This is a genomic window from Pseudomonas sp. JAI115 (assembly GCF_014200835.1).
Lineage (GTDB): Bacteria > Pseudomonadota > Gammaproteobacteria > Pseudomonadales > Pseudomonadaceae > Aquipseudomonas > Aquipseudomonas putida_A.
The window spans coordinates 274,830-288,487 of the sequence record NZ_JACHCY010000006.1; the positions used below are offsets into that span (position 1 = coordinate 274,830).

Annotated in this window: 14 protein-coding genes; 3 read left to right on the forward strand and 11 right to left on the reverse strand. The window is 61.6% G+C overall.

The annotated features are described in order from the left end of the window. Nucleotides 1–30 precede the first annotated feature (30 nt). The 7 genes from HDC30_RS16700 to HDC30_RS16730 all read right to left on the reverse strand — a co-directional run bounded on the left by HDC30_RS16700 (nt 31) and on the right by HDC30_RS16730 (nt 7,190). A complete protein-coding gene (locus tag HDC30_RS16700) occupies nt 31–246 on the reverse strand; it encodes a hypothetical protein (RefSeq protein WP_007965898.1) in 216 nt (71 codons plus the stop codon). 227 nt (nt 247–473) lie between these two features. After that, the gene (locus HDC30_RS16705; protein WP_183784067.1) at nt 474–1,805 is read right to left on the reverse strand and encodes a DUF58 domain-containing protein; all 1,332 of its coding nucleotides are present in this window, start codon (nt 1,803–1,805) and stop codon (nt 474–476) included. Further along, nucleotides 1,802–2,803 carry a MoxR family ATPase gene (locus HDC30_RS16710; RefSeq protein ID WP_007965902.1) on the reverse strand — a complete coding sequence of 334 codons (1,002 nt, stop codon included), beginning with the start codon at nt 2,801–2,803 and terminating at the stop codon, nt 1,802–1,804. The genes HDC30_RS16705 and HDC30_RS16710 overlap by 4 nt, the downstream gene beginning before the upstream one ends. Beyond that, nucleotides 2,800–3,963: a DUF4350 domain-containing protein gene (locus HDC30_RS16715; RefSeq protein WP_183784069.1), complete on the reverse strand. Its 1,164-nt coding sequence runs from the start codon at nt 3,961–3,963 to the stop codon at nt 2,800–2,802. The genes HDC30_RS16710 and HDC30_RS16715 overlap by 4 nt, the downstream gene beginning before the upstream one ends. Beyond that, complete coding sequence (locus HDC30_RS16720) at nt 3,960–5,504, reverse strand: DUF4129 domain-containing protein (RefSeq protein WP_183784071.1); 1,545 nt, start codon at nt 5,502–5,504, stop codon at nt 3,960–3,962. Before HDC30_RS16720 ends, HDC30_RS16715 begins: the two co-directional genes overlap by 4 nt. Beyond that, complete coding sequence (locus HDC30_RS16725) at nt 5,491–6,468, reverse strand: stage II sporulation protein M (RefSeq protein WP_183784073.1); 978 nt, start codon at nt 6,466–6,468, stop codon at nt 5,491–5,493. The genes HDC30_RS16720 and HDC30_RS16725 overlap by 14 nt, the downstream gene beginning before the upstream one ends. Further along, nucleotides 6,465–7,190 (reverse strand): RDD family protein, encoded by a 726-nt coding sequence (locus tag HDC30_RS16730; protein WP_183784075.1) that lies wholly within the window; start codon nt 7,188–7,190, stop codon nt 6,465–6,467. The genes HDC30_RS16725 and HDC30_RS16730 overlap by 4 nt, the downstream gene beginning before the upstream one ends. A 181-nt stretch (nt 7,191–7,371) precedes the next feature. Between HDC30_RS16730 and sbcB the strand changes: the two genes are divergently transcribed. Then, nucleotides 7,372–8,802: an exodeoxyribonuclease I gene (sbcB, locus tag HDC30_RS16735; RefSeq protein ID WP_183784077.1), complete on the forward strand. Its 1,431-nt coding sequence runs from the start codon at nt 7,372–7,374 to the stop codon at nt 8,800–8,802. A 103-nt stretch (nt 8,803–8,905) separates the two neighbouring features. Here the strand turns inward: sbcB and mvaT are convergent, their stop codons facing one another. Beyond that, a complete protein-coding gene (mvaT, locus tag HDC30_RS16740; protein ID WP_003227581.1) occupies nt 8,906–9,283 on the reverse strand; it encodes a histone-like nucleoid-structuring protein MvaT in 378 nt (125 codons plus the stop codon). 338 nt (nt 9,284–9,621) lie between these two features. Here mvaT and purU point away from each other — a divergent pair, with 338 nt between their 5' ends. Further along, entirely contained in the window at nt 9,622–10,470 is an 849-nt protein-coding gene (gene purU / locus HDC30_RS16745) for a formyltetrahydrofolate deformylase (protein WP_003227580.1), read from the forward strand. Between the two features lie 88 nt (nt 10,471–10,558). After that, nucleotides 10,559–10,735 carry a hypothetical protein gene (locus HDC30_RS16750; protein ID WP_167797083.1) on the forward strand — a complete coding sequence of 59 codons (177 nt, stop codon included), beginning with the start codon at nt 10,559–10,561 and terminating at the stop codon, nt 10,733–10,735. On the opposite strand, the gene HDC30_RS16755 is transcribed toward HDC30_RS16750, so the two are convergent. Genes HDC30_RS16755 through HDC30_RS16765 form a run of 3 tightly spaced genes read right to left on the reverse strand, consistent with a single transcriptional unit; the run spans nt 10,698 to nt 13,574 of the window. Next, complete coding sequence (locus HDC30_RS16755) at nt 10,698–11,717, reverse strand: lysylphosphatidylglycerol synthase transmembrane domain-containing protein (RefSeq protein ID WP_115984285.1); 1,020 nt, start codon at nt 11,715–11,717, stop codon at nt 10,698–10,700. The two genes, HDC30_RS16750 and HDC30_RS16755, sit on opposite strands and share 38 nt — an antisense overlap. Continuing rightward, nucleotides 11,714–12,490: a DUF2334 domain-containing protein gene (locus tag HDC30_RS16760; RefSeq protein ID WP_183784079.1), complete on the reverse strand. Its 777-nt coding sequence runs from the start codon at nt 12,488–12,490 to the stop codon at nt 11,714–11,716. Before HDC30_RS16760 ends, HDC30_RS16755 begins: the two co-directional genes overlap by 4 nt. Further along, nucleotides 12,483–13,574: a glycosyltransferase family 1 protein gene (locus tag HDC30_RS16765; protein ID WP_183784132.1), complete on the reverse strand. Its 1,092-nt coding sequence runs from the start codon at nt 13,572–13,574 to the stop codon at nt 12,483–12,485. The genes HDC30_RS16760 and HDC30_RS16765 overlap by 8 nt, the downstream gene beginning before the upstream one ends. Nucleotides 13,575–13,658: the final 84 nt, after the last annotated feature.

A 13,658-nucleotide genomic window follows, 5' to 3' on the forward strand; every position in this document is an offset into this window, starting at 1 on the left:
GGTCGACAAAATTCATTGAGTTTTTGAGGCCTAGTCCGTTTCCTTTGCTCTGAGTTTCGCCAAGCCCTGCTTGATATAGCCGGCATTTTCTCCAATGACAAAAAGCGCAGAGCGGACGTTTTCTCCGATCTCGGTAAACCCCCTCTCTTCGACCTGGAGTGTTAGCTCCATTAGGGCTGCCTCCAGCCCAAGCTGATTCTGATAAATCCTTTCCAACACATCAGATAATGAATATTTAGTGGGCATTCTTCGACTCCGTTCGAGAGGCTTCGAGCATGGCTGCATGGGAAAATTTAGCGGGCAATCCGATAGCGCGGGATGGGCCGCCTCAAGGAGCGGACTGGCACTCCTTTAAATAAGTGGAGTGAGATACCGATCAATGGAAAAGCCCTTTTAGCAGCGGTATTTCTTATTAAGAAATCTACACCCGCTTGCCAATTTGAAACACCCCGCCGGCGTGAAATCTACAATGTCTATAGGGCTCCAGCTTTCTTCCAGCTTAAGTAAATTGACACTAGTTCAGTATTTAGCTTACTGGTAGGGACATCCAGCACAGGTGTGCCATGAGCCATCAGGCGCTCATTCAGTTCGGCCCTAGCGTTTAGGTAATCCACTGCGCCGCAATAGGCCAATGCTTCAGGAAGGGTTTGTACCGAGTCTTGGCGCATTTGGTCGAGCGTTTCTTCGCGCAGGCTGACCACTAACACTTGATGCTGGCGGCTCAGGTGTTGGACTGCGTTGGTCAGTTCGCCATGGTCCTCATCCTGCAGGTTGGTCATAAGGATGACCAGTGCCCGTCGTTTCTGACGTGTTAGTAGTTGCCGAATGGCTGCCTGATAGTCCGCCGGACGTTGGCTACTCGCCAGATCGTAGACCGTGTTGAGCAGGACGTTGAGTTGCCCGCTGCCTTTTACCGGAGCTAGATATCGCGGTTGATCGTCTGCAAATGTACTCAATCCCACCGCATCGCCCTGACGCAGCGCGACATGGCTCAGCAGCAGACACGCATTCAGCGCATGGTCGAAATGCGACAGCTCGCCATCATGGCTGCGCATTTGCCGCCCGCAATCGAGCATGAACATGATCTGTTGATCACGCTCGTCTTCATACTCGCGGGCAATCGGCGTGCGCTGACGGGCGGTGGCTTTCCAGTCGATCTGGCGCAGGCTGTCGCCTTCGCGAAATTCGCGCAACTGATGAAATTCCTGACCCTGCCCGCGACGCTGGCGCTGGCGCACACCGAGCTGGCTGAGCCAGTTGTCCACCGCCAGCAACTGCCCACCGTAGAGCTTTGCGAAGTCCGGGTAGACGCGGATCTCGCCGCTCACGGCGAGCAGGCGTTTGCCTGTCCACAGACCGAACGGGCTGGGCAGGTTGATTTCGCACTGTTCGAAGCTGAAGTGCCCGCGCTTGAGCGGGCGCAGACGGTAGCCGACCGCGCTGAATTGCCCGGGTTGCAGTTCAATCGCCAGCGGCAGGTTTTCGAAGCTCAGGCCCTGTGGCACGTGGTCGAAAATCTCCACCGCGACCGGCTCATTGAAGTCATGGCTGAGCTGCAGCCGCACCTCGCTCCAACGGCCGAGTGCCAGGCTGCCGGGCATCTGCCGCTGGATGCGCGGCGAGGGCAGGTTGTTCAGGCGCAGCGCATCGATGAGCGCCAGCACCAGCAGAGCCAGGAGCAAGCCCCAGTTGATCGACAACAGCGTGGCGGGCACGTCGATGTCGAGAGCTTGCAGCGTGCCCAGCAGCGTGCCGACGGCCAGCAGAATCGCGAGCCAGATCAGCAGCAGGCGTGACGGTTTCACAGGCGCGGCGCCGGCACTTGGTCGAGCAGTTGCTGCAGCACCTGATCGACCTGCAGACCTTCGATGTCCAGCTCCGGCGCCACTCGCACCCGATGGCGCAGCACCGAGAGCGCGCAACCTTTGATGTCATCGGGAATCACGAACTCGCCGCCGCGCAGCAACGCACGGGCGCGGGCGCATCGCACCAGCGCAATCGAGGCTCGCGGCCCGGCGCCGAGGGTCAGGCCGGGCCAGGAGCGGGTGCTGCGCGCCAGCCGCACGGCGTAATCGAGCACCTGATCGTCGATCGGCAGGTCACTGGCGATGCGTTGCAAGGCCTGCACGTCCTTGGCTTGCAGGACCGTACGCAACGGCTGCACGTCGAGCATGTCGGCGCGGGTCGAGCGGCTGACCTGACGCACCATGTTCAGCTCTTGCTCGGCCTCCGGGTAGTCCATGCGCACTTTGAGCATGAAGCGGTCAAGTTCGGCCTCCGGCAGTGGATAAGTGCCTTCCTGCTCGATCGGATTCTGGGTGGCGAGCACCATGAACGGCTGGGCGATCGGCAGCGCCCGACCCTCGAGGGTGACTTGGCGCTCCTGCATCGCTTCGAGCAACGCCGCCTGGGTTTTCGCCGGTGCGCGGTTGATCTCGTCGGCCAGCAGCAGGTTGGTGAACAGCGGCCCCTTGCGCAGCTTGAACTGCTCGGTGTGCAGGTCGTACACCGCGTGGCCGGTGACGTCGCTGGGCATCAAGTCCGGGGTGAACTGGATGCGCGCGAACTCGCCGCCGAAGCAGCGCGCCAGCGCCCGCACCAGCAAGGTCTTGCCCAGCCCCGGAACGCCCTCAAGCAGCACGTGACCGCCGGCGATCAGCGCGGTCAGCACATCGTCGATCACGCTGTTCTGGCCGATCAGGGCCTTCTGCAATTCGCCGCGCAGCGCTTGCGCCAACTGGCTGGCACGCTGGCGTTGCTGGGCGGCGTGGCTGGCGCTGCCGGGCTCGATCTGTTCACTCATAGCGTGTTCCTCAAGGTTTGCAGGTGGGCCACCTGGCGACTGAAATCAGCGCTGCTCATGCGCTGTTTCGGCACCGGGCTGAGGGCCTGACTGATTGCGCGGGTTGGCTGGCGGGTCAGGCGCGACAGCACCAGCCATTGCTCGGCCACGTTCAATTGGTCGAAGCCGGGATAGCGGCGGCGGGCGCAGCGCAGCACGTCCTGTTGCAGGGCTTGCAACAGGACGTGCTGACCGTTGTGGCGCAGGATGAAATCGGCACTGGCGCGCAGGTGTTCCTGCAACTGCCGGCGGCCACTCGGGGCGGGTGCCTGCAGTGGTCCATGGCGCGCAGCAACGTGCCACAGGCCGAGGCCGATCAGCGCCAGCAGGGCGACGATGGCTTGCGGGAAGTAACGCCAGAGCAAGGTCAGCAGACCATCGTGCGCCGTGTTGAAAATCAGCGTGACGTCGGTGTCGGCGCTCAGGTACCAGAGCAGCCAGGCGTTGTCATGCTTGCTGATGGCCGGGGTTTTCCACAGTTCGGCATCGGTGACCACGGTGATCGAGCCGAGGCCGTACGGCAGTTGCATCATGTGCGTGGCCTTGGCGCTGTTGGCCCAGGCCTGGGCGAGATTGTTCGGATCGTCCAGATGGAACGCGGTGTCGAAACCGGCGTAGGCGGGAGCGTCCTCATCTTCCAGGTAGAGCTTGGTCAGATTCGGGTACGGATCATCGGCCAGCTCCGCCGGCGGCTCCTTGAGGTCCTTGCTCAGGGACTGGTGCAACTGCACCCGATCCAGCAACAGATCATCGCTTTGTCTGGCCTGCTTGTCCCACAGCGCTTCGGCCACGAATACCAGGCGCCCACCGGCGCGGGCCCAGTTCAACACCTGATCGACCTGACGCGGGGTCATGCGCGAGCGCTCGCCGAACAACAGCAGGGTGTGCCGACGCGGATCGATATCGGGCAGCGCCGCCAGTGTTTCGGCCTGGCCGACGTTGAGGCCGCGCTCGCGCAAAAACAGTTCTGCCGCCAGATAAGGATTGGCCTGCGCCTGGGGCGAGGGGCCGTGATCGATCACTTCCTGATAGGGCCGCGCCTTGAGGTACAGATAAACGCTCAACGCCGCGAGCAGGGCGACCATCAGCCCGCCGAGCAGCCACGCGCTGCGCCGGTTCAAGCGCGCGCTCCCGAGCCGAACAGGGCACGCCAGCCGTCACACAGTTCCTGTTGCAGATGTGCCGCCGGCACGCGGTGCCCGTAGGCCATGTTCTGCCAGTGCAGCGTCAGGGTGCGACTGAACGCCAGCAGTTCAGGGCGCTGCAGTTGCTCGACCCGCAGCAGCACCTGATGCTCGGTGTCGGCGGGTTTCAAGGTCAGGGCAAAATCGTGCAGCAGACGGCTGAGCAATCCGCGATAGAGCAAGCCCAGCGCCGCGCGCGGCTGGGTCTGCCAGAGTTGTTCGGCACTGGCGGCGATGTCGTCGGGCAAGGATTGCGGGGTCAGGTCCAGGCCAAATGCTTGTTGCGGCGCAGGTGGCCTGACGCGGGCGCGCAACTTCGCCCGGCGACTGACGAAGGTGCGCAGGAACTCGCGATAGCGCCAGATCAGCCAGCCCACAGCGGCGATCAACGCTCCCCACAACAACACTTCAATCAGGCCGGCCAGCGCATTGAAGCGCTGACTGTCCAGCCAGCCGAGCAGGGTTTTCAGCCATTGCGGTGCCTCGCCGGGTTTGTCCTCGGCCGGGGCTGCCGGATCGTCGCCAAAGCGATAGCGGGTCACGCTTTCCTTGTTCTTGAACGGTGGTTGTTCGAGCAGCGCCTTGATGCTGTCGTGCGCAGCCTGACTGGTCAGCGGCTGATTCAGCAGGCGGGGTGCTTCCGGAGCGTTTGCCGGCGCATCCGCCCACGCCGGTGGCACCGCTGGCAGCAACAGACAGATAACCAGCAGCAGGCCCAGAGCGCTGGTGTTCAGGCGCTGGCGCAAACGGCGGAACACCAGCTCGATGTCCCACGCTTCCAGTGCCGTGCGCCGGTTCAGGTACAGGCTGAAACCGCAGGCGACATAAATCGGTTCCCAGACCACCAGCACCAACGCGTAGAAGGCGTTGGTCAGGTGTTCCAGCCAACGCCAATGGTGATCCGCATCGAGGATCAGCGACTGCCAGTCCCAGTCGGTTTCAATCTGCTGCGGCAGCAGCATGTAGAACAGCACCATCAGACCGATCCACAGTGCGGTCTCCAGATGCATGCCGATGATCGTCAGCCATTGCGCGGCGCCGGCATTGCGTTGCAGCAACACCTGCAAGCGTTGCTGACGGGCGGTGCCGTCGAGGCCTTCGAGTTGCAGTACCGGCAGCAAGAAGCTGCGACTCAAGCTCAACCTGCGCCAGGTCAGGCTGGCCAGCCATTGCGGTTTGAGCAGTCGCGGAAATTCGCGCAGGGCCTGTTTCAGTGTCGGTGTTTCGCCGAACAGGGCTTTGGACAGGATGTACAGCGGCAGGCGTTCGTAGGCTGGTTTCAGCCACCAGAAAATGAATACCGCCAGCGACGGCGAATCCCATAGCAACAACGTCAGCACCGCGAACAGCGGCAGGGTGACGATGGCCCAACTGGTCATCAGCAGGCGTCGGTGCTGCTGGCTCATGAGCACGCCCAGGTCCATGGCTTCCCAGGTGCTGCGCGGGCGGATCGCCACGGTGGCGTCACTCAGGCGCATGGCGTGTCCTTCCGGCGAACAGCAGATAGGCCGCCACTGCGAGCCACAACGCGGCACCGACCGCATATTTGATCGGCGGTGTGACCCCGGTCTTCGACGACCAATACGCTTCGATGAATGCTGCGATCAGCAGGAACAGCATGACCCCGCACACCAGCAGCACGCTTTTGCGCGCCGCCTGCACCAGCGCTTCACCACGGGTCAGCCGCCCCGGTGCAATCACTGCCCAGCCGAGCTTTAGCCCCGCCGCGCCCGCCAGGGCAATGGCGCTCAGCTCGAAGGCGCCGTGGCCGATCACGAACGACCAGAACGTCTGGCCAAAACCGATTTCGGTCAGGTGCCCGGCCACCGCGCCGATGATCAAGCCGTTATAGAACAGGAAGAACGCGCTACCGACGCCCAGCAGCAAACCGCTGGCGAAAGTCTGAAAGGCGATGCCAATGTTGTGCATCACGTAATAGCCGAACATCACCCAGTCTTCGCTGGCCGCCCGTTCGGCCGAGCGCCCGAGGTGCCCGGCGACCGGGTCGTACATGCTCTGCATGTCGCGCACCTGTTCGGCGGGGATCAGGTTGTAGATCAGTTCGGGAAAGGCATACACCAGCAAGGCAAAGCCGATCAGGCTGCCGAAAAACATCAGACCAGCGGCCAGCACAAACGGCCATTCGGCACGCACCAGTCGAGGAAAGTCAGCGAGGATGAAACCCAGGAGGTTGGCGCCGAATCGACTGCGGTGCCGATACAGCTGCTGGTGGCCGCGCAACACCAGTTGTTGCAGCGAGTCGATCAGAAAACTGCTGTAGCCACGCGCCTGTGCCAGCGCCAGATGCTGGCAGAGGCGTCGATAAGCCTTGGGGAAACTGGCTGCCTGCGAGGTGTCCTTGCCATGTTCGAGGCGTTCGAGGGCCAGGGTGAAGCGCTCCCATTCGGCCTTGTGACGAGCTTCGAAAAGACTCTGCTTCATGTCGGACCCAACAAGCCGTGGGCGATACCATTGAGTTCGCTGACCGCTTTGGGCGCCGAGATGTGCAGCGGTTGGGCGAGCAGCGCGGCCAGCTCATTGACCCGCGCCGGCGACAGTTCAGCCTGACGTTCGGCGAAGGCGAGCAAGGCGCGTTGTTCGCCGAGGTTGAGCGGCACGGGCGAGCTGCGTGGCTGGGCGTCAGGTAATTGCGGGCGGAGCAGGGCGCGTTCGCTGTAGACCACCAGCGTGCCGGCGGCGATGTCGCCGAGGCGTTTGAAGGTCGGGTGTTGCAGGCAGCTGATGGCGCCGAGGAAATAACCGAACGGCAGCAGATCGACAAAACGCAGCAGGTTGCGCAGCAGCGAGGCCGACCAGCCGATCGGTGTGCCGTCATCGTGGATCACCCGCAGGCCCATCCATTGCTTGCCCGGCGAACGGCCCTGACGCAACACTTCGAACAGCACCATGTACCACCAGCTGACGGCAAACAGCAGCAGTGAGCCCAGGCCCATGCCGAGCTGGCCGAGAAACGCCAGCAGCAGAAACAGCACGCCGAGGATGGCCCCGCGAATGCCCAGGTCGATACCGAAGGCGAGGCTGCGCACCATCAGACCGGCCGGGCGCAGCGGCAGGTCGATGCCCTCCGGGGTTTCCACTTGATAGCGGGTATCGAGTGGCGGTTTCAGCGGTGCTTTCCGTGGCAGTGCTGTGTTCTCGAGCATGGGCTACCTGATGGGGCCGGATCGGGATGCGAAGTCGGTCCGATGCTAGCAGCCTCTTGGGGGAAAACGACATAACTATGTATTGCACATCGTGTGATGCGCGGTGGTTGAATGACACAGCGCTGGCCGCGACCGCGGTTCAACGCCTAGACTTTGCCGATCTTCAGTTCAGGAACCGCCCGTGACTTCAATCTTCTGGTACGACTACGAGACCACCGGCATCAATCCGCGCAACGACCGTCCGCTGCAGGTCGCCGGGATTCGCACCGACCACGACCTCAATGAAATCGACGAACCGGTCAACCTCTACTGCCAGCCCAGCGAAGACATCCTGCCGCACCCGGCGGCGTGCGCCATTACCGGTATCACCCCGAGCTGTCTCGCCGAACAGGGTTTGAGCGAAGCCGACTTCATGACCCGCGTACACGCGCAACTGGCGGCGCCCGGCACTTGCGGTGCGGGTTACAACACCTTGCGTTTCGACGACGAGATGACCCGCTACAGCCTGTACCGCAATTTTTTCGACCCCTACGCCCGTGAATGGCAAGGCGGCAACAGTCGCTGGGACCTGATCGATGTGGTGCGCGCCGCGTATGCGTTGCGCCCGGATGGCCTGGTCTGGCCGACCGACGACGAAGGCAAGGTCACCCTCAAGCTCGAACGCCTGACGGCGGCCAACCACATCGACCATGGGCATGCGCACGAAGCGCTCTCGGACGTGCGCGCCACCATTGCGCTGGCGCGGTTGATCCGCGAGAAACAGCCGAAGTTGTATGACTGGCTGTTTCAATTGCGTAGCAAACAGAAGGTCATGGATCAGATTCGCCTGCTGCAACCGCTGGTGCATATCTCCGGACGCTTCTCGGCGGCGCGGCACTATGTCGGTGTGGTGCTGCCATTGGCCTGGCATCCGCGTAATCGCAATGCGCTGATCGTCTGTGACCTGCACCTTGATCCGCAAGGCTTGCTGGACCTGGACGCCGAAACCCTGCGCCGGCGCCTGTACACCCGCCGCGACGACCTCGCCGAGGGTGAACTGCCGGTGCCGCTGAAACTGATTCACATCAATCGCTGCCCGGTGGTGGCGCCGTTGTCGGTGTTGCGTGCCGACGATCAGCAGCGTCTGGGCCTGGACATGGCGCTGTATCAGGCACGTGCACTGCGGCTAAGTGACGCACAACAAGTTTGGAAAGATAAAGTCGCGGCGATTTACGCCAGCGAAGACTTCACGCCCAGCGAAGATCCGGAACAGCAGTTGTACGATGGATTTATCGGTGATCGCGATCGGCGTCTATGCGAGCAAGTGAGAACGGCGGATCCGGCGCAATTAGCGCAAGAGCACTGGCCGTTCGATGATGAACGTCTGCCGGAATTACTCTTTCGATATCGCGCACGCAACTTTCCCGACACGTTGAATTTCGAGGAGCAAGAACGCTGGAGAATATTCTGTCAGCAGCGTTTGTCCGAGCCGCAAATGGGCGCGCCTAATACCCTGCAATCTTTTGCCGAGGCCGCGCAGCAATGGGCGCTTAGTGCTACGCCGATACAGAATCAAGTGCTCAATGAGTGGCAGAATTATGTCGAGGCATTGCGCAAACGTTTGAATCTTTGAAATCGAACATAGTGCGCCCATGAAATGCCGGGCATAAAAAAACGCCAGCGTATGCTGGCGTTTTTCATGGGCCGCAGAATCAGTCTGCGACAGGCGTTGCGGCTTAGCCCAGCAGGGTAGCCCAGCCTTCAACCACGTCACCGCCCCACTTGGCTTTCCACTCTTTCAGAGTCTTGTGGTTGCCACCTTTGGTTTCGATGACTTCGCCGTTATGCGGGTTTTTGTATTGTTTAACTTTGCGCGCGCGCTTGGTGCCGGTAGTTTTTACTGCGGCGCCACGGGTGCCTTTGGTTTTCGATTCCGGATCCAGCAGGGCGATGATGTCGCGCAGGGACTTGGAGTATTCGCCCATCAGGGTGCGCAGTTTGCCTTCGAATTCCAGCTCGGCTTGCAGTTTGTCGTCTTGCGACAGGTTCTTCAAACGCGCTTGCAGCTCTTTGATTGCTTCTTCGGTGGCGCGATATTCGTTGATCAAGGACATGGTAACTACCTTATGCAGATGTGTTGAATGGCAGGGGACAGTGCCGCAATAATAGTCAGGCTGTTTCATCAAGTAAACATTTAACCGGTTTTTTTATTTGAATTAGTTGCAAGGAATAACCGGTAAATTGAATGGTCATTTAAATAATGTGATGCAGTCATCACGAATATTCACAATTATCTGGCCGAACAGCTTCACTGCAGGACTATCGTTTCGCCGCGCGTGGCGTCAGGCGTCGCTAATCGGGCCTGCCTGCGGACATGTGGTCATCAATACTGCAGTTTCCGCGCACAGTCGCTAGAATGGCCGCCTTTGCGAAGTTCTGGAGTTTTCCCCCCATGCGCACCTTTCGGTTGGTGATTTCCTGCCCTGACCGCGTTGGCATCGTTGCCAAAGTCAGTAACTTTCTGGCATCCCACAACGGCTGGATCACCGAAGCGAGCCACCACTCGGATAATCAGAACGGCTGGTTCTTCATGCGTCACGAGATCCGCGCCGATTCGCTGCCGTTCGGTATTGAAGTGCTGCGCGAGAAGTTTGCGCCGATCGCCGAAGAGTTCTCGATGGACTGGCGCATCACCGACACCGAGCAGAAGAAACGCGTGGTGCTGATGGCCAGCCGCGAATCCCACTGCCTGGCCGACTTGCTGCACCGCTGGCACAGCGACGAGCTCGATTGCGAAATCTCCTGCGTGATTTCCAACCACAATGACCTGCGCAGCATGGTCGAGTGGCACGGCATTCCTTATTACCATGTCCCGGTCAATCCGCAGGACAAGGAGCCGGCGTTCGCCGAAGTCTCGCGTCTGGTCAAACAGCACGATGCCGAAGTGGTGGTGCTGGCGCGCTACATGCAGATCCTGCCGCCGGCCCTGTGCCGCGAATACGCGCACAAGGTGATCAACATTCACCACAGCTTCCTGCCGTCGTTCGTCGGCGCCAAGCCGTACCATCAGGCGTCGCTTCGCGGCGTGAAGCTGATCGGCGCGACCTGCCACTATGTCACCGAAGAGCTGGACGCCGGCCCGATCATCGAGCAGGACGTGGTGCGTGTCAGCCACAGCGACAGTATCGAAGACATGGTGCGTTTCGGCCGTGACGTCGAGAAGATGGTGTTGGCCCGAGGCTTGCGTTATCACCTCGAAGACCGTGTGCTGGTGCACGGCAACAAGACCGTGGTGTTCTGATCGAACCTGCGCGTGCTTGAATAAAGAAGGGCTTGGGCGTTCAATCGTCCCAGGCCCTTTTTTCGTTTCAGCCCTTGAGGAACTGCCCGTGAGCGACCCATTGGACAAAGCCACTTCGAAAGCGCCTGCCACCCTGGGGGAGGGCTGTTTGAGCCGCTACGACCCGGATGACCTGAGCCCGGAAGACGGCACCGAGTTTCCCGGCGCCGCCGAGCTGTGGGAGCAGCTCAAGGAGCAGGCGGACGAACCTGAGAAGCCTGCCTGATCTTCAACAGCTTCTTGAGCAGCGGCCGCCCGAGCATCAATAGAAACACCGGGCCGCCCACCACCAGATAGAAATAGAACGTCACCACCCGCCAGATCAGAATCGCTGCCGCCGCAGTGGATTTGCCGACCATCGGCGCCAGCAGCGCCGCCGAGGTCAGCTCTGCGGCGCCCGCACCACCGGGCAACAGGCTCATTTGACCAGCCCCCAGCGATAGCATCTGCACCAGAAAACTCCAGGCCCACTGCAGATCCGCGCCCAGTCCGCGCAGGGCCAGATACAACACGCTGTAGCGTAGCAGCCAGTGCATGCAGGTCAGGGCGAACACCTTGACCAGGGTTTGCCACGGCAACTTGAGGGTGTCGATAAACGCGTCGAGAAAATGCAGCAGCTTGCGCGCCCAGCGCCGACGCGTGGCCGGTTGCACGTTGAGGCGGGCAAGCAGGCGTCCGCTCAGAAGGATCAGGCGGCGGTGGTAGCGCGCCAGCAGCACGCAACTGAACAGCCCACCGAACAGCGACACGGCGCTGACCATCAGCAACCACTCCAGGCGGTCACTGAGATGCTGAAACAACGCGTAAATCAGGATGCCGCTCAGGGCGCAGAGAAAGAACAGCAGATCGCTCAACTGATCCATGGCAAACACTGCGCTGCCACGGGCCGGGCGTACGCCGCAGCGCGCCAGCAACGCCATGATCGTCAGCGGTCCGCCACTGCCGCCGGGAGTGGCGCAGTAGGCGAACTCGGCGGCCATGACCACGCCGAGGCTTTTCAGCGGCGTGACCCGTTCGCGCTGATCACCCAGCAGCAGGCGCAAACGCAGGGTGTTGATGCCCCAGCAGAGCAGGATCATGCCGAACATGATCAGCAGCCAGTGCAGCGGAAAATTCTGCAGCCGCGCACCGATCTCGCCGCCGCCGAGCAGCACGGGAATCAGCACGGCGGCGAGCAGGCCGATCAACAGCACAATGCCGCGACTCATGCAGCGCGCTCCATTCGCCTGCGTTGCCGGGTGAACCAGTCGATTTTGTTCATGGGCGTGCGTCCTTCTGCCAGCAGCCGTTCAAGGGTTTGCAGCCAGTAATCACGCGCGAAGGCGTGGCGCATGTCTACCGGGTGCAAGCCTAGACGAATCACCGCGGCGTCGCGCCACTGCTGTTGGCGTTGCTCGCTGACGAGTTTTGACAGACCTCGGCGCCAGGCGCTGCGCGCACTCCAGACCAGGCCCGGGGCGTTGATGGCGGTGAAATCCGGTAATTGATAAAGATGTTGCGGGTCGCTGGTGTAGCTCAATGGTGTTTCGCGAAGGGCCTGGCGCGTGCCCTCGCTCATCAACCAGGCCGGGGCGACGAAGCCGTGCAACGGCCAGTCATTGCGCCGGAACAGTTCGATGCCGTCGCGCAGTCGCGCCAGGGCGGCTTCGTGGGACAGGCGATAAAACTCCCCTTCGTGGGTATAGATTCGGCGCATGAACCAGTCGCGGGGTGTGGCTGGCGCTGGCTCGCGGTCGTCATGGTGATAGCCGTGCAAGGCCAGTTCATCGCCACGGGCCAGCCGCTCGCCGAGCATTCGGCAAAACGCGGGATGATCCTCAAGCGCGTCGTGGCCATGGAAATCCGGAACGACCAGCCAGGTCATCGGCACGCCGCCCATTGCGTCGACCGCCTCGACAAATGGCCGATAATCCGCCCACGTTGACGGTGCCACGTCGTGCAGCACCAGTAGCACTGCGCGGTCATTCAAGGAATCAGCCATTGGCCACCCTTGGCAGCGAGTGACCGAGCACCGCGTGGTAATGGCCGAGCAGGCTGTCGACCACGCTGTCCCAGGAATAACGCCGTTCGACGTGTTGCCGCGCCTGTTGGCCGAGTTTCACGCAGCCGCGACTGAACAGCTCGCGCACGGCATTGGCCATGGCTTGTGGGTTGTTCGGTGCACAGAGCAAGCCGCAGTCGTCGGCGACGATCTCTTCAAACGCCCCGGCCGCCACCGCGACCACCGGAATCCCGCAGGCCATGGCTTCGAGGATCACCAGGCCGAAGGTTTCCTGGTCACCGGCATGGATCAGGGCATCGGCGCTCGCCATCAAGCGGGCGACGGTGGGCGCCGGGCAGAAGGCGTCGATCACGCTGACGTTGTCCGGGACGGCGGCCGGCATCGACGAGCCAACCAGCAGCAGGTGATAGCGTGGGCCGAGGCGCTGCATGCATTTGAGCAGCACCGGCAGGTTCTTCTCTTTGGAACCGCGCCCGGCAAAGATCAGCAGGCGCGTGTCTTCGGCAATTCCCAGTTCGGCGCGCAGGCCGTTGTCGCGGGCGTCAGGGTGAAAGGTTTGCAGATCCACGCCCAATGGCTGCACGAATACATTGCGCACCCCCAAACCGGTGAGCTTGTCGGCCATCACCTGGCTGGGCGCCAGCACTCGATCGAAGTTGCCATAGAGCTTGGTGACGTACGCCTCGACGTTCGGCGTGACCCAATGGCCCATGCGATTGCCGACCAGTAGCGGCAGGTCCGAGTGATAAAAGCCGATCACCGGTACATCCAGCTGGCGCCGTGCATCCAGCGCCGCCCACGCGGTGAGGTACGGGTCGCCGACTTCGATCAGATCCGGCTGCAAACCCTGCAGGACATTGCGCCATGGCGCGAGGCGCAGCGGGAAGCGATAGCCTTTGCCGAAGGGTAGGGCGGGTGCGGGCACGGTATAGATACCGTCGTTTTCACCGAAATGCGCGCCGGGAATCAGCAGGCTATGACGAATGCCCGTTTTGCCCCCCAACCGGCGATGCTTGGCATCCAGATAGGTGCGTACGCCGCCGCTGGCCGGGGCGTAGAACATGGTGATGTCGGCGATATGCACAGTGATCAACCCTCCGCTGCGTTGCACTCCCTTGGTTGACCTTTATCCAGAATAGATGTTCGG

Bases quoted from the DNA above. Each gene is read 5' to 3' on its own strand.
- HDC30_RS16700 (WP_007965898.1), bottom strand. From the start codon at position 246: ATGCCCACTAAATATTCATTATCTGATGTGTTGGAAAGGATTTATCAG.
- HDC30_RS16710 (WP_007965902.1), bottom strand. From the start codon at position 2,803: ATGAGTGAACAGATCGAGCCCGGCAGCGCCAGCCACGCCGCCCAGCAA.
- HDC30_RS16720 (WP_183784071.1), bottom strand. From the start codon at position 5,504: ATGCGCCTGAGTGACGCCACCGTGGCGATCCGCCCGCGCAGCACCTGG.
- HDC30_RS16725 (WP_183784073.1), bottom strand. From the start codon at position 6,468: ATGAAGCAGAGTCTTTTCGAAGCTCGTCACAAGGCCGAATGGGAGCGC.
- HDC30_RS16730 (WP_183784075.1), bottom strand. From the start codon at position 7,190: ATGCTCGAGAACACAGCACTGCCACGGAAAGCACCGCTGAAACCGCCA.
- mvaT (WP_003227581.1), bottom strand. From the start codon at position 9,283: ATGTCCTTGATCAACGAATATCGCGCCACCGAAGAAGCAATCAAAGAG.
- purU (WP_003227580.1), top strand. From the start codon at position 9,622: ATGCGCACCTTTCGGTTGGTGATTTCCTGCCCTGACCGCGTTGGCATC.
- HDC30_RS16755 (WP_115984285.1), bottom strand. From the start codon at position 11,717: ATGAGTCGCGGCATTGTGCTGTTGATCGGCCTGCTCGCCGCCGTGCTG.
- HDC30_RS16760 (WP_183784079.1), bottom strand. From the start codon at position 12,490: ATGGCTGATTCCTTGAATGACCGCGCAGTGCTACTGGTGCTGCACGAC.
- HDC30_RS16765 (WP_183784132.1), bottom strand. From the start codon at position 13,574: ATGTTCTACGCCCCGGCCAGCGGCGGCGTACGCACCTATCTGGATGCC.